Consider the following 17,535-nt stretch of genomic DNA (forward strand, 5'->3'; position numbering starts at 1 on the left):
TGGGTCCCCCTCCCACCCGCCGCCATCGCTTCCGTTCTCGCGGCTGGGGAGCCGCAAGGCGGGCGCAGGCCCGCCGTTGTAGAGCGGGTCGCTGGCCCGCTGCAGTACAGCGGACTGCCGGTCCGCTGAAACAGGGGCAAGAGAGACCGGATACGCGACCAGGGCTGCCCTCCCTCCCGCGTCGGTCGTGCAAGGAGAGAGGCACGGCCGTCCCGGCCCTGTACGTGTCCGGTGCAACAGCCACGGTCATCACCCTGATGACCCGTGGTTGCCTGATGCCAACGCGCGCTGGCGCGCTGGCCCCATCCACCCTCGGGACATGCGCATGAAACTGATCTCCGCCATCATCCGACCGTTCAAGCTCGACGAGGTCCGCGAGGCCCTGTCCGATGCAGGCGTGTCGGGCATCACCGTGACCGAAGTGAAAGGTTTCGGTCGCCAGAAGGGCCACACCGAGCTGTATCGCGGCGCCGAGTACGTCGTCGATTTCCTGCCCAAGATCAAGATCGAAACGGTGGTCACCGACGAGCGTGCCGACGCGGTGATCGAAGCGATCCAGTCGTCGGCAGGCACCGGCAAGATCGGTGACGGCAAGATCTTCGTCACCGCCGTTGAACAGGTCATCCGCATCCGCACCGGCGAAATCGGTGCCGACGCGCTGTAACCCCCTTCCGGAGATTCCCCCCATGAAGATGCGCCTTCTCACCGGGTGGCAAGCCCGGTTCCACCTGGTGTGCCTGCTGATGCTGCTCAGCGCGCTGGCCGCCGGTGCCTGGCCGGGCAGCGCCCACGCCCAGGCCCAGGTCTCGCCGTTGCCGAGCGAAAGCGTGGCGGTCGAGCCGTTGCACGATCCGGCCGCCAGCGCCGCTGCGCCGGCCGTGGCCGAAGCGGCCGCCGCGTATGATCGTGGCGACGTCGCCTGGATGCTTACCTCCACGTTGCTGGTGCTGCTGATGGTGGTGCCGGGCCTGGCCCTGTTCTACGGCGGACTGGTGCGTTCGAAGAATGTGCTGTCGGTGCTCAGCCAGATCCTGGTGGTGTTCTCGCTGGTGCTGCTGCTGTGGGTGGCCTACGGCTACAGCGCGGTGTTCAGTGCGGGCAATCCATTCTTCGGTTCGTTCACCGAGTTCGCCTTCCTCAAGGGCTTCACCCCGGAGTCGGTGGGCAACACGCCGATCAAGGGCCTGCCGGATTACCTGTTCGTCGCCTTCCAGTCGACCTTCGCCGGCATCACCACTGCGCTGATCGTCGGTGCCTTCGCCGAGCGCATCAAGTTCCGTGCTGTACTGCTGTTCTCGGCACTGTGGTTCACCCTCAGCTACATCCCGATGGCACACATCGTCTGGGGCGGCGGCTACCTGGGTGAGCTGGGCGCGATCGACTTCGCCGGTGGCACCGTGGTGCACATCAATGCGGGCGTGGCCGGCCTGGTCGGTGCGTGGTTCGTCGGCAAGCGCCTGGGCTACGGCCAGACCGCGCTGAAGCCGCACAACGTACCGTTTACCTACATCGGCGCCATGCTGCTGTGGGTGGGCTGGTTCGGCTTCAATGCCGGTTCCGCCGCCGCCGCCGATACGGTGGCCTCGCTGGCTTTCCTCAACACCGTGCTGGCCACCGCTGCTGCCGTGCTTGGCTGGACCCTGGTGGAGGCGATCGGCAAGGGCAAGCCGTCGGCGCTGGGCGCGGCCTCGGGTGCGGTGGCCGGGCTGGTCGGCATCACACCGGCCTGCGGCACGGTTGGCCCGCTCGGTGCGATCGTGATCGGCTTCGTCGCCGGCGTGGTCTGCGTGTGGGGCGTGACCGGCCTCAAGCGCCTGCTCAAAGTGGACGACACGGCCGACGTGTTCGGTGTGCATGGTGTCGGCGGCATCGTCGGCGCGATCCTCACCGGCGTGTTCAGCGCACAGTCGCTGGGCGGTACCAAGGCCGATCTGGATATCGCCCATCAGGTGTGGGTGCAGGTGGTCAGTGTCGGCTTGACCGTACTGTGGTCGGCGGTGGTGACCGCGGTCATCCTGCTGGTGGTCAAGGTCGTGGTCGGTCTGCGCGTGACCGAAGAGGCCGAACGCACCGGCCTGGATGTGACCTCGCACGGCGAGTCTGCCTACGAGGCCTGAGGCATGACGGGCGGCCCTGCGGGGCCGCCTTTGCGTTTGGTCGGTGCCAGGCTTGCCTGGCACTGCTCCTGCTCTGGTGGGCGCCGACCGTTGGTCGGCACGGTGGCATGCATCATCGCGCCTGATCACGCACAATCAGGCCATGCACCCGATCCGCACCACTGTGATGCTCTCGGCCTGCCTGCTGCTGGCCGCCTGCGCTTCCACGCCACGAGAGACGCACAACCCGCTCGCCACCTGGGTGCCGTCACCGAACCAGAACGCGCGCACGCCGGTCATCATCGTCATCCACCACACCGAGCAGAAATCGGTGCAGCAGAGCTTGCATACGCTGCGTACCGCCAACAGCGGTGGGCCGGTCAGTGCGCACTACCTGATCGGCGCCGATGGCCATCGTTACCAGCTGGTCGCCGATGAGCGCCGTGCCTGGCACGCCGGGGCCGGGCGCTGGGGCACCATCACCGATCTTAATTCGGCCTCGATCGGCATCGAGCTCGACAACGATGGCCGCAGCCCGTACAGTGCGGCGCAGATCGAATCGCTGATCGTGCTGCTGCGCGATCTCACCACGCGCCTGAACATTCCGCCGCGCCAGGTGATCGGCCATGCCGACCTGGCGCCGACGCGCAAGCAGGATCCGAGCCGGTTCTTCCCATGGCAGCAGCTGGCCGAGGCCGGATTCGGCGTCTGGCCGCGTGCGGCCGATGGTGCTGCGCCGGAAGGCTTCGATGCGTGGAATGCGCTGGCCCGCTTCGGCTATCCGCTGGACAACCGTGAGGCCACCGTTGCGGCCTTCCACCGCCGTTTCCGTGGTCGCGACGACCTGCCGAAGACGCTGGATGCCGAAGACGCCCGCATCCTGCACTCGCTGCTGCTGCAGACGCCGTGATCCGGCGCATGAACGCTTGACCCCGCGCTGGGTTGCCGCCCGGCGGCCGGCACTCCACCATGGCGGCATGATCGATTCCGCTACCTTCTTCAAGCGCAAGCACTGGACCCTGTTGGCAGCGGCGGTGCTCGCCGGTTGCGCCACCACTGCTCCCCGCACGGGCTCCGAAGCGCCCACGCCGCCCACGCCGCCGGCGGCCACCTACGCCAAGGTCGACTGGAAAGCCCTGCCCGCAGTCTCCGACGCTGATCTGCAGGCCGGCTTCGTGGCCTGGCGCAGCAGCTGCACCCGCCTGAAGAACGATGCGGTCTGGGCCAAACCCTGCGCCACTGCCGTCGCAGTATCAGACAAGGACCCGGCCGCGATCCGCCAGTTCCTGCAGCGCGACCTCGATGCCTACGCGCTGCGTGCCGGTGGCCACCAGGCCGACGGGCTGATTACCGGCTACTACGAGCCGATCTACCCCGGCAGCCTCACCCGCACCCACAAAGCGACGGTGCCGGTGTACGGCACGCCGGATGATCTGGTGGTGGTGCAACTGGACAGCCTCTACCCGGAACTGAAGGGCAAGCGCCTGCGCGGTCGCGTCGAAGGCAAGGTGCTCAAGCCCTATGACGACGCCGGCACCATCGCGGCCAAGGGCGCCAAGGCGCCGGTGCTGGCCTGGCTGACCGACCCGATGGACCTGCAGCTGCTGCAGATCCAGGGGTCTGGCCGCGTGCGCCTGGGCGACGGCACGCAGATTCGGCTGGCCTACGCAGAGCAGAACGGACACCCCTACCGCGCCATCGGCCGCTGGCTGGTGGACCAGGGCCAGCTGAAGAAGGAAGACGTCACCATGGACGCGATCCGCAGCTGGGCCCGGGCCAATCCTGCGAGGGTGCCCGAGCTGCTGCGCAGCAATCCCAGCTACGTGTTCTTCGTGCGCAACCCGGACAGCCCGGAGGGCCCGCGCGGTTCACTGAACGTCCCGCTCACCGCCGGCTACAGCGTTGCCGTGGACCGCACCGTGGTGCCGCTGGGCAGCCTGCTGTGGCTGTCCACCACGCGCCCGGACGGCAGTCCGGTGGTGCGCCCGGTGGCCGCGCAGGACACCGGCGGCGCCATCGCCGGCGAAGTGCGCGCGGACCTGTACTGGGGCAGCGGCGATGCCGCCGGCAAGCTGGCTGGCGACATGAAGCAGAAGGGCAACATCTGGATGCTGTGGCCGAAGGGCGTGCCCCTGCCCAACTGAACCGGCAAGGGTCGGATCCCTTCCAAAGGAAAGGGCTCTGACCCCGGATGCCTGATAATGGCTCCATTCCGTACTTTCCGGCCGCGCCTGCGGCCAGGGCTCCTGCAATGACCTACGCAAAGCACACCGCAAAATCCGGCGCGAAATCTGCCGCAAAGAAGTACTACAAGCACTGGGCCGAATCGGGCCTGGGCAAGGGCAACGTGCTGATGGAAGCGCGTGGCGAGAAGATCGTGCGGCAGGTGGAAATCTACGGGACCAAGATGGTCTGGGCCGACGAGCATGCCCACAGCGACGACCGCTTCCTGCTGGCCGACCAGCCAGTGTCGTTCCTGGATTTCGACGAGGACGACGAAATTCCCGCGCGTGAATTCGAAGCCGCCTGGAAGAAGGCACGGGAAGCCACCGGCTACCCGGTGTAATCCCCTCTCGCCACCCGTCTTTGTAGAGTCGAGCCACGCTCGACTGCCGTTTGCCAGCAGCAGTCGAGCGTGGCTCGACTCTACAACGGCTACATGTGAAATGTTATATAATTACATTTTATCGTAGCCACCCCTTCCCATGAAGACTCCCACCCTGGTGGCCGCCCTCGCGGCCGCACCGTTCGCCCCTGAAGCCTTCGCACAGTCGGCCGACGCCGCGCTCACTCTCGGCAAGGTGCAGGTGCACCAGCACGGCGAAGGCCAGCTCAGTGCGCATCAGGTACTGACCTCGGTGGACGTCCTGGGTGCAGACCAGATCGAAAACCGCAACGTCTCGCACAGCTGGGAACTGCTCGGGCAGATGCCCGGCATCCAGCTCACCGAAACCCGGCAGGGCGCCGAATCGGGCAAGGTCAGCTTCCGCGCCTTCAACGGTGAGGGCTACCTCAATGCCATCAAGACGCTGATCGATGGCATCCCCAGCAACGTCAACAGCGGCAACCAGCGCTTCATCGACATGCTGTTCCCGCTGGACATCAGCTACATCGAAGTGGTGCGTGGTACCAACGACCCGCGCTATGGCCTGCACAACATCGGCGGCAACGTGAACTTCGGTACGCGCCAGGGTGGCAGCTACACCGATGCGCGCCTGGCCTACGGCAGCTACAACACTCGTGATGCGCAGCTGGCAGTTGGCCGTGAAGCCAATGGCTTCGCGCAGAACTATTTCGTTGGCACCCAGGCCAGCGACGGCTACCGCGACCACGACACCTCGAAGAAATATTCGCTGGGCGGCAAGTGGTTCTACGGCTCGCTGGACGACGGCCTGCGCGTGGGTCTGACCGCCCGTGCGTACCACCACGAAGCCGACGAACCCGGCTTCATGACCGCCGACGAGCTGCGCACGCACCGCCGTGGCAGCGAGCTGCGCAACGGCAACGATGGCGATGACCGCGACATGCGCCAGCTTGCTGCGCACCTGGACATGAAACTGTCCGACGCAATCACCTTCGGCACCCGGCTGTACTACAACCGCTACGAAGACGACCGCCGCGTGACCTTCAGCGACCTGCCCACCGGCAACCTGCCGCGCCAGCGCCGCATATGGGACGAGCGGCAGCATGGCCTGCTCAGCACGCTCACCTGGCAGGCCAGCCCCACGCTCACCGTCGAAGGTGGCCTGAACTACGAGCAGCAGGACAACGGCTACCTCCGCGAGCGCTACGCCTACGCCGAACCCACTGATTTCAGCCAGCCCCCAGCGCGGGTGCAGAACAATGATCGCCACAGCTTCGACAACTGGGGCGCCTACGTGCAGGCCGTCTACCAGCCCGTCGAGGCCTGGAAGATCGTGCCGGCCTATCGTATCGATCGCTTCAGTGGCAGCACGCACCTGATGAACGGCGTCTACGGCCGCCTGCAGGACTACAGCAGCATCGGCCAGCCCAAGCTGAGCGTCATCCACAGCCTGGGCCAGACCACCCATGTCTACGCAAACTGGGGCCGCACCTTCCAGGTACTGACCGGCTCCACCGCACCGGCCTACCTCACCCCAGGGCAGGCACCGATGCAGCCGTCCACCAACACCGGCATGGAGCTGGGCCTGAAATTCCAGCCGTTTGCCGGCAGCCAGGCACGCCTGGCGGTGTGGCAGCAGGACGCGGAAAACGAGGTGTCCAACATGCCGGCCACCGGCACCACGGTCACCCTGGGCAAGACCCGCCGGCGCGGCGTGGATGCGCAGTTGAGCCTGCAGCTGGGCGACGACTGGACGGTATGGGCGTCGCACGCCTACCAGGAAGCGAAGATCACCCGCGACGACCGCGATGCCAGCATTTCCCTGCAGGGCCGGGAAGTGGCCGCCACCCCGCGCCACATCAGCAACCTGGGCGTGGACTACCGCGCCACGGATGCGCTGCGGCTGGGCCTGCAGGCGCGTGCACAGGGCGATTACTACCTGGAAGAGCGCAACGTGGCCGGCAAGTTCGGAGGCTTCGCCGTGCTCGACCTCAGCGCGGCCTACCAACTCACCCCGCGTTTCAGCGTGGACCTGCAGCTGAAGAACGTTACCGGCCGCGAGTACGCCTACGCCTGGTACGACAGCTTCTTCTGGGACACCGCCCGCCCGATGTTCTCGCCGGCGCCGGGCCGCAGCGTATTCGTCGGCCTCAACATGAAGCTGTAACCGGCCACGCATGTGGTCGTGGTCGAGCTTGCTCGACCTGCGGCAGGGGGTCAGAGCCCTTTCCAGGCGGAAAGGGATCCGACCCCGAACCCCGCGTTTTGCACTACATTGGTGCAATGTCCGACCCCGCACCGCCGCCGACCCTCGATGCCCTGGGCACGCCGCTGGCCTGGGCCGGGGCCGATGGCTGCATTGCCGGCTGCAATCCGGCCTTCGCCCGCTGGCTGGGCGTCAGCGTCCGGCGCCTGCTGGGTCGGCCATTGGCCGCCTTGGAAGTGCAGGGCGAGGCGTTGGCCCATTTCCTGGCCCGCGACGAGCGCGACAGCCTGCGCCTGAACCGGCTGGCGCTGGCGGTGCCCGGCGAGGCGCCGCGCTTCGCCGAGGGTTGGATGAGCCGCCGCGACGATGGCGGCTGGTTGCTGGAGGCGCATCCGGTCGACGAATTCCCCGGGCTGGACCCGACCCAGGCCCTGCCCAGCGCGCTCAGCGCGGCGCTGAAGGGCTTGGCCCACGAGCTGCGCAACCCGCTGGCCGGGCTGAAGGGCGCGGCTCAGCTGCTGGCCCGCCGCGCGGCCCAGCGCGAGGCCAGCGAACGTGAGCTGATCGAACTGATCGGTTCGGAGATCGAGCGCCTCAACGGCCTGCTCGACCAGCTGCTGTCGCCGGCCCCGGCCGCGCCGCATGCGGAACTGAACATCCATGCCGCGCTGGAACGCGTGCTGCGCCTGGCCGAGAGCGAAGCCGGCTGGGCGGTGCGCCTGCAGCGTGACTACGACCCCAGCATCCCCGAATTCCATGGTGACGCCGACCGCCTCACCCAGGCGGTCTGGAACCTGGTGCGCAACGCGATCCAGGCCGGCGCCGGCAACATCACCCTGCGTACCCGCGTGGAGCATGGCGTGCGCATTGCCGAGCAGCTGCACACGCTGGCGTTGCGCCTGGAAATCGCCGACGACGGCCGTGGCGTTCCCGAGGAACTGGCTGAACACCTGTTCCTGCCCTTGGTCAGTGGCCGCGCCGAAGGCACTGGCCTGGGCCTGGCGCTGGCCCAGCAGGTGGCGCGCGAGCATCGCGGCACGCTGACCTACCGCTCGCGCCCGGGCCATACCGTGTTCACCCTGCTGTTGCCGATCGGCAACGGCGCCGCCCCGGCCGAGGAGGCCCCGCGCGATGTCTGAGTCTTCTTCGTCCCCGCAGCGCATCTGGGTGGTCGATGACGATCGGGCCGTGCGCTTCGTGCTGTGCACCGCGCTACGCGAGGCGGGCTACCAGGTCCTCGATTTCGACAGCGCCGCACCCGCCCTGCAGGCGTTGAGCGAAGGCCCGCCACCGGCGCTGCTGTTCACCGATGTGCGCATGCCCGGCGACGATGGCCTTGTGCTGCTGGACAAGCTCAAGGCCGCGCTGCCGCAGCTGCCGGTGGTGGTGATGTCGGCCTATACCGATGTAGCCAGCACGGCCGGCGCGTTCCGCGGTGGTGCGCATGAATTCCTGTCCAAGCCGTTCGATCTGGACGATGCGGTGGCACTGGCGCAACGGGTGCTGCCGGCCGTCGCACCGGCATTGGCGGCGGCCACACCTGCGGCCGAAGCGCATAGCGACCAACCGCCGCAACTGGTGGGCGATACCCCGCCGATGCGCGCGCTGTTCCGCGCCATTGGTCGCCTGGCGCAGGCACCGCTGGCGGTGCTGATCACCGGCGAGACCGGCACCGGCAAGGAGCTGGTGGCCAATGCGTTGCATCGCGAATCGCCGCGCGCGCAGGGTCCGTTCGTCGCGCTCAATACCGCTGCAATCCCATCCGAGCTGCTGGAAAGCGAGTTGTTCGGCCACGAGGCCGGTGCCTTCACCGGTGCGCAGCGCCGCCATATCGGCCGCTTCGAGCAGGCCAACGGTGGCACGCTGTTCCTTGACGAGATCGGCGACATGCCGCTGCCGTTGCAGACCCGGTTGCTGCGCGTGCTGGCGCAGGGCGAGTTCTTCCGCGTCGGTGGCCGCGAACTGATCCGCGTCGATGTGCGCGTGGTCGCCGCCACCCACCAGGACCTGGAAGGGCTGGTTGCACAAGGAAAGTTCCGCGCCGACCTGCTGCACCGCCTCGACGTGGTGCGCCTGCAGCTGCCACCGCTGCGCGAGCGCCGCGAGGACATCGCACAGCTGGCCAGTACGTTCCTGGCCGCCGCCGCGCGCAAGCTGGATACGCCGCCGAAGCGCCTGACCGCGGCCGCACTGCAGGCGCTGCGCGAACACGACTGGCCGGGCAACGTGCGCGAACTGGAAAACGTGTGCTGGCGGATGGCGGCGTTGGCGGCCGCCGACACCATCGGCGTGGCCGACGTCGATACCGCGCTCAACCGTACGCGCGGTCGTCGCAGCAGCACCACCATCGCCGATCCGGGGCAGTGGGAAGCGCTGCTGGCCGAATGGGCACGCCGTCAGCTGGCCGAAGGCGTGGAAGGGCTGCACGCGCAGGTGCGCGAGCGGGTCGACCATGCCCTGCTGGAGGCCGCGCTGCAGATCACCCACGGCCGCCGTGCCGAAGCCGCGGCCCGCCTGGGCCTTGGCCGCAATACCCTTACCCGCAAGCTGGGCGCCGGACGCCGCCGCGGGGGCCATTGAACGGCCCATGCACGCGATCCTCGCGCCCGCTTGCCGAACCGTTGATCGTTCATGGACGATGCAACGCTTAGTGTCATCTGCAAGGAGTCTTTGATGCGTCTGTCCTTTGCCATCCTGCCGTTGTCCGCCGCCGTGCTGCTGTCTGCCTGCGGCAGCGCGCCGAAAAAGACCGAACCTACTCCGCCGCCGCCGACCGTGGTCAGCGCAGCGAAGCAGGGCGAGGCCAATCTTGCACCGGCCTCGGCCAGCATCGTCAGTGGCCGCATCGCGCTGATGGTGGAGCCCGGTGGCATCCACATCACCGGCCTGGTCGGTGGCCTGCAGCCGATGCAGCAGGCCGGCTTCCACATCCATGAGCGCGGCGACTGCAGTGCGGTGGATGCCAGCAGTGCCGGCAATCACTTCAATCCCGGTGGTGCTGCGCATGGCCGCGCCGGCACCGGCAAGCACCACCTGGGCGACATGGACAATCTGCGTGCCGATGCCCAGGGCCGCGCCAACGTCGATATCCACCTCAAGGGGGTTACCCTTGGCGGAGGCGCCGCCACCGATATCGCCGGACGCGCACTGGTCGTGCATGCCAACGCCGACGACTATCGCAGCCAGCCCGCCGGCAATGCCGGCGTCCGCATCGCCTGTGGCGTGATCCGGGTCGTCCGCTGATCACTGCAGGCATCATCGAGGGAGAGATTCCAATGCGTCTGATCCACACTTCGCTGTTTGCGGCCATCGCCGCGCTGGGCCTGGCGGCCTGCAACCAGCAGCCCGCCGCGCCGCAGACTGAAACCCCGCCGGCCGCGCCGGCTGACGGCGCCACCACCGAGCCGGCTGCAGCCCCGGCACCGGCGGCGGCACCGACGGGCGATGCTTCGGCAACGGCCGAACTGGCACCGACCCAGGGCAACGAGACCAAGGGCAGCGTCACCTTCAAGGTGGTTGATGGCAAGGTCCACGTGACCGGCCAGATCACCGGCCTGAAGCCGGGCAGCGAACATGGCTTCCACATCCACGAGAAGGGCGACTGCAGCGCGCCGGACGGCATGAGCGCCGGCGGCCACTTCAACCCGGGCAAGCAGGATCACGGCAACGTCGCCACCGATCCGCACCACGGCGGCGACATGCCCAACATCAAGGCCGACGACAAGGGCGTGGCCACCATCGACGGCCCGGTGTCGAGCAACGTCAACATCGGCAAGGGTGATGACTTCGACATCATCGGCCGCGGCCTGATCGTCCACGCCGACGCGGACGACTACAAGACCCAGCCGACCGGCAACGCCGGCGCGCGCCTGGCCTGTGCGGTGATCCAGAAGGCCCCGTAAGAAACAAAGAACGCCGGCACAAGCCGGCGTTTTTCCTGATGGGTAGTGCCGGCCGCTGGCCGGCAATCACAGATCCGGAGGGTGCCGGCCAGCGGCCGGCACTACCCACATATCACCCGGATCAGCGCGCCAGCAGTTCGCGCGCGTCCTGCCCGGCCTCGCAGTGCACGAACAGTACCGGCACGCCATGTGCTTCCAGCACCGCGGCCATCTGTCGCTGGCGCATCAGGAACTGCTCGTAGATGCCCTTCAGGCGATCGCAGTCGTTCTTGCTGTGGCTGTAGTGCGCGCACCAACCGGCCGGGTCGAACAGCGCCATGCGTGCTTCGCCATGCGTATAGCGCAGCAGCGGCTCGGGCGCGGCATTGAGCCACTCGTCCTCGCCCGGCGCCATGATCGCGGTCTCGATCAGCGGCCACAGTGCGGCCAGGCCCTGGTTGTCGTACTGCATCGACATCATCGCGGCCAGGTCGTTCACGGTGAAATAGCGCGCGTGCTCGATGCGGGCACCGAAGGTGTTCTGCGCCGTCAGCGCGGTGTCGGCGTGCGCCATGCCGTTGGCCAGCAAGGTTTCTTCCAGCGCATCGGCGACCGCGCTGGTGGTGGCCACGTCGCTGCCGGTCAGCAGGAACGGCACCACGCGCAGGCCACCGCCCACCAGCGTGGCATCGGCCTGGAACGGCAGTGGCACGTCACCTTCGGCATCGGTACCGAAAGCCAGCAGGCGCGGGCCCTGGTTGCGGCCCGGGGCACGCATCTGCAGTTCTTCCAGGCGGCGATGGATCGGCCAGCCCGGACGCAGCACTTCGGCCGGGTCGAAATGCGCGGCGGCGAACACCAGGTCCAGCTCGGCCACCTGTGGCACCAGCTTGGCCAGGTCACGGCCGACGCGTTCGGCCAGTTCACCGGCCTGTTCAGCGCTGAGCACCGCCTGGCGGGGGATTTCGCCGCCGGCCAGTTCCAGGGCCAGCACGCCAAGGGCATTCATCGCGGGGTCGGGTTTGCTCATGGTTCCACGGTTGGCCCATCACAGGGCGGCAGCTACACTTGGCTCCATTATGCCTGCTCCGTCGTGCAGGCCATGTTGCAGACACCCTCATCCATGCCAGGTATCTCCATGCCCAACGCTCGTCCCGTCGCCATCCTCGGTGGCGTCCGCATTCCGTTCTGCCGCCAGAACACCGCGTATTCGGATGTCGGCAACCTCGGCATGTCGGTCCGTACGCTGGGTGCGCTGGTCGAACGGTTCGGCCTGCATGGCCAGCAGCTGGGTGAAGTGGCGATGGGCGCGGTGATCAAGCATTCCAGCGACTGGAACCTGGGCCGCGAAGCCACGCTGTCGTCCGGCCTGTCGCCGCTGACCCCGGGCATCACCCTGCAGCGTGCCTGCGGTACCTCGCTGGACAGCATCATCACCGTGGCCAACAAGATCGCGCTGGGCCAGATCGAATCGGGCATCGGCGGTGGTTCGGACACCACCTCCGACGTGCCGATCGTCTACGGAAAGAAACTGCGTGCACGCCTGCTGGCGGCCAACCGCGCCAAGAGCACCGGCGACAAGATCCGTGCGCTCACCGCCGGTTTCAAGTTCTCCGAGCTCAAGCCCGAGTTCCCGGGCGTGGCCGAGCCGCGCACCGGCAAGAGCATGGGCGACCACTGCGAGGACATGGCGAAGGAGTGGAACATCTCGCGCGACTCGCAGGATGAGTGGGCGGTGTCGTCGCACAAGAAGCTGGCTGCCGCCTACGAGCGTGGCTTCTTCAACGACCTGATCGCACCGTTCCGTGGCGTCGAGCGCGACAACATCCTGCGCCCGGATACCTCGCTGGAAAAGCTGGCGACGCTGAAGCCGGCGTTCGACAAGGTTTCCGGGCGTGGCACGCTCACCGCCGCCAATTCCACCCCGCTGACCGACGGTGCCGCTGCGGTACTGCTGGCCAGCGAAGAGTGGGCGCGCGCGCATGGCCATGAGCCGCAGGCCTACCTGCGTGACGCACACGTGGCGGCAGTGGACTTCGTGCATGGCGAAGGCCTGCTGATGGCACCGACCATCGCGGTGCCGGAGATGCTCAAGCGCAACGGCCTGACCCTGCAGGACTTCGACATCTACGAGATCCACGAAGCCTTTGCCGCGCAGGTGTTGTGCACCCTGCGTGCGTGGGAGAGCGAGGATTACTGCCGCAACCGTCTGGGCCTGGACGCGCCGCTGGGCCGCATCGACCCGGACAAGATCAACCTGCTGGGCTCGTCGCTGGCCACCGGCCACCCGTTCGCCGCTACCGGCGCACGCGTGATCGCCACGGCAGCCAAGCAACTGGCCGAACGCGGCGGTGGCCGCGCACTGGTGTCGATCTGCACCGCCGGCGGCATGGGCGTGGTGGCGATCGTCGAACGCTGATCGCATCCATCGGTGGGTGCCGACCGTTGGTCGGCACGATCCGGCCGGCACTCCTGGAACTGAAAACGCCGCCCATCGGGCGGCGTTTTTTTTGTTCGGATTGTTGCTCTGGTGGGTGCCAAATTCACCGGTGGATGCCGGCCAGCGGCCGGCACTACCAATCAGGGTAACCGCGGGTTGCCGAACTCGTCGCGCTCTTCGTTGGCGTCATACACCGGCGGCTGTGCAACGATGGGCTGCTCCTCCACCGTGGCGCGCAGCGGCGTCTCGGTGCCACGCACCAGTTCCACGCTGTCCTCGCCGCGCTGCAGGCGCAGCGCATTGGCCAGGCACTGCGCGGCCAGCGCGTGTTCGCCACGCTGGGCGAACACTTCACCCAGCGCTTCCCACGCCGGTGCACCGGCGCCCGCGGCGATGGCCTCGTGCAGGAACGCATCGGCGGCATCCCATTGCTGCTGGCCCAGGGCCACGCGGCCCTGTGCCAGGCGCAGGGCGGCCGAGTCATCGTGCACGTTGCGCCAGCGCGCCAGATTGGCCTGGCGGGTGGCCAGGCGCTCGGCGGGCAGGCGGCCATACAGCGCCACCAGATCGTCATTCCAACGCTGGTCCAGTGCCTGTTCCAGCGCCAGCAGCGCCGGCTCATCCCAGTCCAGCGCCACCGCACGGCTGGCATAGGCGCCCACCACGTCCGGGGTGGGGCGCAGCGCCTTCGGGGTGGCCTCCCACTGTGCGGCCAGCGCGTTGACGTCGGCCGCTTCCAGTAGCGCCTGTGCGGCCAGGCGTGCCTCCAGTTCGCTGTTCGCGTCGGCCGGCAGCACCTTGCTCTGGCGCAGCGCACCCAGCTGGCCATACGCTTCGTGCGCGCGGCCGGCCTGTGCCAGCGCTTCGGTACGCAGCCACAGGCCGCGCGGCGGCAGCGGCTGGATCGCCGCTACGTCCAGCGCATTGATCGCATCGACCGGCAGATCGCGCGCCAGCAGCTGTTCGGCGCGCAGCAGCGCCTGCAGGGTGGCGTCGCTTTCACCCAGGCGCTGCAGCAGCGCCTCTCCGGCGGGGCCGTCGGCCCGTGCCTGCGCGCTGCGCACGGCGGTGGCCAGTGCCACCGCGCTCACTTCCGGGTCCTTGGCGGCGCCGTCCAGCAGCTTCTCCGCACGCTGCCACTGGCCATGCTCGTAGGCCTGCAGGCCGTCGATCAGGCGCACCCGGCCCTGCTTGCGGCGGTAGCGGCCCCAGGCACGGAACGGTGCAGCGATCAGGCTCCACAGCAGCCACAGCACCAGCACCGTGATCACCGCCAGCAGCGCTACCTTCGGCAGGTTGCTGTGATAGTCGTAGCCGCCGTAGCGCAGGGTCACTTCGCCGAAGCGGTTCAGGTCATCGGCGCCGAGCCATTGCGCGGCGACCACGCCGATGGCCACGGCCAGCAACAGCACGACCAGGGATTGCAGGGGTTTCATGCGGGCTTACCTCCGGTCGGTCTGGGTGCGCAGTTGTTGCAGGGTGCTGCCAAGGACAGCGTCGTTGGCCTGCAGCGGCAGTTCGCGCAAGGCCTTCAGTTCAGCACGTTGCGCGCGCAGGGCCGGTGAATCCGGCCAGCGCCGCTGTGCCCACTGCTCCACGCGGTCCAGAGCGGTGTTGCGGCCCGCGCGGTCGCCGCGCTCGATCGCGGCGCGCGCCAACGTCAATTCCAGCTGCAGTGCATCGTCGGCGTTGCGCTTTTCGGCGGCCGTCAGCGGGCCGTTCTGGCGGCTCGGGGTGATGTCCACGAACGGTGCCAGCGTGGCCTGCCACCAGGGCTTGGCGGTGCTGCTGCCGGTCGTGCCGGTGATCTGCGAGGGCAGGCCCTGCAGCGCCCGGGCCACAGCATCCAGGCGCTGCAGCGACTGCACGCGCGGGCCGCTGCCCAGCGCATCCAGTGCCTCGCGCTCCTGCACCAGCGCCTGGCGCAGGTTCAGGCCGTCGGCGTCGGGCAGATCGGCCAGCGCGATGGCGGCCTGTGCATACAGGCGGCGCGCGCCGTCCACGTCGTCGGCGTAGTTCAGGCGCTGCGCAGCCTGGGTCAGCAGCAGCTCGGCCTCATCGCGCTGCACCGCCTGGCGGCCCTGGTTGGCACTGTCGGCCAGCTTGGCCACGTTCTCTTCCAGCAGCGCGCTGCGCTGTGAGAGTCCCAGCATCTCGTCGCGCAGCACGCGGTTGGTGGTCGCCGCATCCTGCAGGCGCTGGCTGGTCGCGCGCTGGTCACGGCGCAGCGCATCCAGCGTGGCCTCCAGGCCCTTCAGCTGTACGGCCTTGGCCTGTGCCTGCGCTTCCTGTTCGCGCTGTTGCTGCTGCCAGACGTACCAGCCGGCATAACCGCCCGCGCCGAGCACGACCACGGCGGCCAGCGGCAGCAGCCAGCGCACGGGTCGATGGGGTGGGGGTGCGGGCGGAGTATCGTTCATCAGGCTTCCTTGTCGGCAACGTCGCCGGTCGGGGTGCCGGCAGGCTGCGTTGTGCACAGCATCACCGTTGCCGACGGCAGCGGCAAGCGTGATCCACGTCCCTGTTCAGGTCGCTGCCGGGACGGTGAGCGTGGCGTGTGCAGCGGCCACCAGCTGCGCAGCGGTGGGGCCGGCGCTGCGTGTGATGCGCTGCAGGCCGAGCGCCTGCGCCTGTTCGCCGAGGCGGTCACTGGCAACCACCACGCGGGCAGACGCCCGCAGGCGCTGCTGCCCGGCCGGCGGAAGCTGTTGCCAGAAATGCTGCAACGCTTCGCCACTGCTCACGGCCAGTACCCACGGCTGTGCTGAATGCGCCAACCGCGCCAGCGTTCGCGGGGGCAGTCGCAGCAGGCGACGCTTGTAGACGTCGGCACGTTCGATCGTGGCGCCCGCCGCCTGCAGCTGCGCGGCAATCAGGCCACGCCCGCCGGGCGCGGTCACCAGTCCGACGCGCAGGCCCTGTACGTCGGCCAGCACCGGCAGCGCCAGCAGGCCTTCACTGTCCATCCGCTGCGGCGCGTGCACCTCGGTGATGCCATGTGCCTGCAATGCGCGCGCAGTGCCTTCGCCCACGGTCAGCCACGGGCTGCGCTGCACGCCGGCCAGCGGCAGCAGGGACGCGGCTGCGGCAACGGCGGCCGGGCTGGTGAACACCACCCGGTCGCAGTTCAGCGCGCGTTGCAGCTGGCGCACCACAGCCGTGCCATGCAGGCGCTGCAGGCGCCAGGGCGCCAGGGCCAGGACATTCCCGCCCAGCCCGGCAACGGCGCGGCGCAGCGCCACGTTCTGGCCCCGCGGGCGCAGCGAGATCAGGGTCCAGCGTGGGCCGGAACGGCTGGCGCCAGTGGGTATCGTATGGTCGACCATTGCCTGCATTATGCGGGCCCTTCGTTGTCGTGGTCGCTGCTCCGATGTCCGTTGATGCCCTGACTTCCTCGTTGGCCGCCCTGCAGGACGTGCTGGACTGCATGCCGGCGGTGCGCGCCATGCAGATCCAGCTCGACGGCTATGCCGATGGCGTGCTGCGCATCACCGCGCCGCTGGCGGCCAACGTCAATGACAAGGGCAACGCCTTCGGCGGCAGCCTGGCCTCGGTGCTGACCCTGTCCGGCTGGGCGCTGGTCAGCCTGCGCCTGCGCCTGGCCGGCCACGATGCCGAGGTCTATGTGGCCGACAGCAACCTGCGCTATCTGGCGCCGGTCTATGAGGACCTGCACGCCCACGCCGAAGCGGCCGAAGCCACCGGCTGGGACGCCTTCCTGAATACCTTCCGGCAGCGCCGCAAGGCCCGCATCAGCATCATCGCCACCCAGCCCGGTGCCGATGGCAAGCCCGCCGCCGAATTCAGCGGTCGCTTTGTTGCCTTCGCCAAAGGGTAGGATGGCAGGCTGACGTTCTGGGGAAACCACCGATGCGCCGCCTCATCCAGTTCCTGATGTATTCCCTGCTGCTGGCCAGTGCCGTGGCCTCGGCCGACGACCTCAGCCGCAAGCAGCGCAAGCTGCTGGAAGAGACCCAGATCGCCTACGGGGCGACCATCCGCTGGGGCAGCATGGACGATGCCATCGGCTACCTCGACCCCAAGCTGCGCAAGGAAAAGCCGCCGACCGAGTTCGAGCTCAACCGTTACGCGCAGCTGCGCGTGTCGTCCTATCGCGAGCGCAGCAGCGCCTCGCTGGACGGTGGCCTGGTCGAGCGCCGGGTCGAAATCGGGGTGATCAACCAGAACACCCAGGCCGAGCGCACCGTGGTCGTGGTCGAGCGCTGGCGCTGGGACCCGGAGGCCAAGCGCTGGTGGCAGACCGCCGGCCTGCCGGACCTGTGGAAGGGGCAGTGACGGGCCGCGTCCGGCTTGTGCGACAATCGGCG

Annotated in this window: 17 protein-coding genes; 13 read left to right on the top strand and 4 right to left on the bottom strand. The window is 68.4% G+C overall.

All coding sequences use genetic code 11. The features are described 5' to 3' along the window. The first annotated feature begins 325 nt into the window (after nt 1-325). The 10 genes from ACSDHM_RS19525 (at nt 326) to ACSDHM_RS19570 (ending at nt 10,788) form a co-directional block, all read left to right on the top strand. A complete protein-coding gene (locus ACSDHM_RS19525; protein ID WP_004134334.1) occupies nt 326-664 on the top strand; it encodes a P-II family nitrogen regulator in 339 nt (112 codons plus the stop codon). A gap of 22 nt (nt 665-686) precedes the next feature. Next, nucleotides 687-2,117 (top strand): ammonium transporter, encoded by a 1,431-nt coding sequence (gene amt, locus ACSDHM_RS19530; RefSeq protein ID WP_439426513.1) that lies wholly within the window; start codon nt 687-689, stop codon nt 2,115-2,117. Nucleotides 2,118-2,259: 142 nt separating this feature from the next. Next, nucleotides 2,260-3,006, top strand: a complete 747-nt coding sequence (locus tag ACSDHM_RS19535; RefSeq protein WP_439426514.1) for an N-acetylmuramoyl-L-alanine amidase — start codon at nt 2,260-2,262, stop codon at nt 3,004-3,006. A 67-nt stretch (nt 3,007-3,073) separates the two neighbouring features. After that, nucleotides 3,074-4,240 (top strand): murein transglycosylase A, encoded by a 1,167-nt coding sequence (gene mltA, locus ACSDHM_RS19540; RefSeq protein ID WP_439426515.1) that lies wholly within the window; start codon nt 3,074-3,076, stop codon nt 4,238-4,240. 107 nt (nt 4,241-4,347) lie between these two features. Next, nucleotides 4,348-4,662 carry a hypothetical protein gene (locus ACSDHM_RS19545; protein ID WP_072167371.1) on the top strand — a complete coding sequence of 105 codons (315 nt, stop codon included), beginning with the start codon at nt 4,348-4,350 and terminating at the stop codon, nt 4,660-4,662. Between the two features lie 139 nt (nt 4,663-4,801). Continuing rightward, nucleotides 4,802-6,847 (top strand): TonB-dependent receptor, encoded by a 2,046-nt coding sequence (locus tag ACSDHM_RS19550; RefSeq protein ID WP_072167370.1) that lies wholly within the window; start codon nt 4,802-4,804, stop codon nt 6,845-6,847. A 116-nt stretch (nt 6,848-6,963) separates the two neighbouring features. After that, on the top strand, nt 6,964-8,025 hold the full coding sequence (locus tag ACSDHM_RS19555) for a two-component system sensor histidine kinase NtrB (protein ID WP_072167356.1): 1,062 nt from the start codon (nt 6,964-6,966) through the stop codon (nt 8,023-8,025). After that, nucleotides 8,018-9,466, top strand: a complete 1,449-nt coding sequence (ntrC, locus tag ACSDHM_RS19560; protein ID WP_072167355.1) for a nitrogen regulation protein NR(I) — start codon at nt 8,018-8,020, stop codon at nt 9,464-9,466. Before ACSDHM_RS19555 ends, ntrC begins: the two co-directional genes overlap by 8 nt. 93 nt (nt 9,467-9,559) lie before the next feature. Continuing rightward, entirely contained in the window at nt 9,560-10,129 is a 570-nt protein-coding gene (locus ACSDHM_RS19565; RefSeq protein ID WP_072167354.1) for a superoxide dismutase family protein, read from the top strand. Between the two features lie 32 nt (nt 10,130-10,161). Further along, complete coding sequence (locus ACSDHM_RS19570; RefSeq protein WP_053497798.1) at nt 10,162-10,788, top strand: superoxide dismutase family protein; 627 nt, start codon at nt 10,162-10,164, stop codon at nt 10,786-10,788. A 121-nt stretch (nt 10,789-10,909) separates the two neighbouring features. On the opposite strand, the gene ACSDHM_RS19575 is transcribed toward ACSDHM_RS19570, so the two are convergent. After that, nucleotides 10,910-11,797, bottom strand: coding sequence for a hypothetical protein (locus ACSDHM_RS19575; protein ID WP_439426516.1), 888 nt, complete (start codon nt 11,795-11,797; stop codon nt 10,910-10,912). 93 nt (nt 11,798-11,890) lie between these two features. On the opposite strand from ACSDHM_RS19575, the gene ACSDHM_RS19580 reads away from it, so the two are divergent. Then, entirely contained in the window at nt 11,891-13,186 is a 1,296-nt protein-coding gene (locus ACSDHM_RS19580) for an acetyl-CoA C-acetyltransferase (protein WP_005420942.1), read from the top strand. A 161-nt stretch (nt 13,187-13,347) separates the two neighbouring features. Here ACSDHM_RS19580 and ACSDHM_RS19585 read toward each other — a convergent pair whose 3' ends face one another. The 3 genes from ACSDHM_RS19585 to ACSDHM_RS19595 form a co-directional block, all read right to left on the bottom strand. Beyond that, on the bottom strand, nt 13,348-14,643 hold the full coding sequence (locus ACSDHM_RS19585) for a heme biosynthesis HemY N-terminal domain-containing protein (RefSeq protein ID WP_072167353.1): 1,296 nt from the start codon (nt 14,641-14,643) through the stop codon (nt 13,348-13,350). A 6-nt stretch (nt 14,644-14,649) separates the two neighbouring features. After that, nucleotides 14,650-15,627: a uroporphyrinogen-III C-methyltransferase gene (locus tag ACSDHM_RS19590; protein ID WP_072167352.1), complete on the bottom strand. Its 978-nt coding sequence runs from the start codon at nt 15,625-15,627 to the stop codon at nt 14,650-14,652. A gap of 105 nt (nt 15,628-15,732) precedes the next feature. Continuing rightward, entirely contained in the window at nt 15,733-16,542 is an 810-nt protein-coding gene (locus ACSDHM_RS19595; RefSeq protein ID WP_088496691.1) for a uroporphyrinogen-III synthase, read from the bottom strand. A 35-nt stretch (nt 16,543-16,577) separates the two neighbouring features. Between ACSDHM_RS19595 and ACSDHM_RS19600 the strand changes: the two genes are divergently transcribed. Continuing rightward, a complete protein-coding gene (locus ACSDHM_RS19600; RefSeq protein WP_005407593.1) occupies nt 16,578-17,045 on the top strand; it encodes a YiiD C-terminal domain-containing protein in 468 nt (155 codons plus the stop codon). Between the two features lie 32 nt (nt 17,046-17,077). Then, nucleotides 17,078-17,503 carry a hypothetical protein gene (locus ACSDHM_RS19605; protein WP_061479368.1) on the top strand — a complete coding sequence of 142 codons (426 nt, stop codon included), beginning with the start codon at nt 17,078-17,080 and terminating at the stop codon, nt 17,501-17,503. The last annotated feature ends 32 nt before the right edge of the window (nt 17,504-17,535 follow it).

The sequence above is a fragment of the Stenotrophomonas sp. T8 genome (genome assembly GCF_051853085.1).
GTDB classification, from domain to species: domain Bacteria; phylum Pseudomonadota; class Gammaproteobacteria; order Xanthomonadales; family Xanthomonadaceae; genus Stenotrophomonas; species Stenotrophomonas sepilia.

Excerpts from the sequence above, each read along its gene's own strand:
- ACSDHM_RS19525 (WP_004134334.1), top strand. The coding sequence starts at position 326 with ATGAAACTGATCTCCGCCATCATCCGACCGTTCAAGCTCGACGAGGTC.
- amt (WP_439426513.1), top strand. The coding sequence starts at position 687 with ATGAAGATGCGCCTTCTCACCGGGTGGCAAGCCCGGTTCCACCTGGTG.
- ACSDHM_RS19535 (WP_439426514.1), top strand. The coding sequence starts at position 2,260 with ATGCACCCGATCCGCACCACTGTGATGCTCTCGGCCTGCCTGCTGCTG.
- mltA (WP_439426515.1), top strand. The coding sequence starts at position 3,074 with ATGATCGATTCCGCTACCTTCTTCAAGCGCAAGCACTGGACCCTGTTG.
- ACSDHM_RS19545 (WP_072167371.1), top strand. The coding sequence starts at position 4,348 with ATGACCTACGCAAAGCACACCGCAAAATCCGGCGCGAAATCTGCCGCA.
- ACSDHM_RS19550 (WP_072167370.1), top strand. The coding sequence starts at position 4,802 with ATGAAGACTCCCACCCTGGTGGCCGCCCTCGCGGCCGCACCGTTCGCC.
- ACSDHM_RS19555 (WP_072167356.1), top strand. The coding sequence starts at position 6,964 with ATGTCCGACCCCGCACCGCCGCCGACCCTCGATGCCCTGGGCACGCCG.
- ntrC (WP_072167355.1), top strand. The coding sequence starts at position 8,018 with ATGTCTGAGTCTTCTTCGTCCCCGCAGCGCATCTGGGTGGTCGATGAC.
- ACSDHM_RS19565 (WP_072167354.1), top strand. The coding sequence starts at position 9,560 with ATGCGTCTGTCCTTTGCCATCCTGCCGTTGTCCGCCGCCGTGCTGCTG.
- ACSDHM_RS19570 (WP_053497798.1), top strand. The coding sequence starts at position 10,162 with ATGCGTCTGATCCACACTTCGCTGTTTGCGGCCATCGCCGCGCTGGGC.
- ACSDHM_RS19575 (WP_439426516.1), bottom strand. The coding sequence starts at position 11,797 with ATGAGCAAACCCGACCCCGCGATGAATGCCCTTGGCGTGCTGGCCCTG.
- ACSDHM_RS19580 (WP_005420942.1), top strand. The coding sequence starts at position 11,891 with ATGCCAGGTATCTCCATGCCCAACGCTCGTCCCGTCGCCATCCTCGGT.
- ACSDHM_RS19585 (WP_072167353.1), bottom strand. The coding sequence starts at position 14,643 with ATGAAACCCCTGCAATCCCTGGTCGTGCTGTTGCTGGCCGTGGCCATC.
- ACSDHM_RS19590 (WP_072167352.1), bottom strand. The coding sequence starts at position 15,627 with ATGAACGATACTCCGCCCGCACCCCCACCCCATCGACCCGTGCGCTGG.
- ACSDHM_RS19595 (WP_088496691.1), bottom strand. The coding sequence starts at position 16,542 with ATGCAGGCAATGGTCGACCATACGATACCCACTGGCGCCAGCCGTTCC.
- ACSDHM_RS19600 (WP_005407593.1), top strand. The coding sequence starts at position 16,578 with ATGTCCGTTGATGCCCTGACTTCCTCGTTGGCCGCCCTGCAGGACGTG.
- ACSDHM_RS19605 (WP_061479368.1), top strand. The coding sequence starts at position 17,078 with ATGCGCCGCCTCATCCAGTTCCTGATGTATTCCCTGCTGCTGGCCAGT.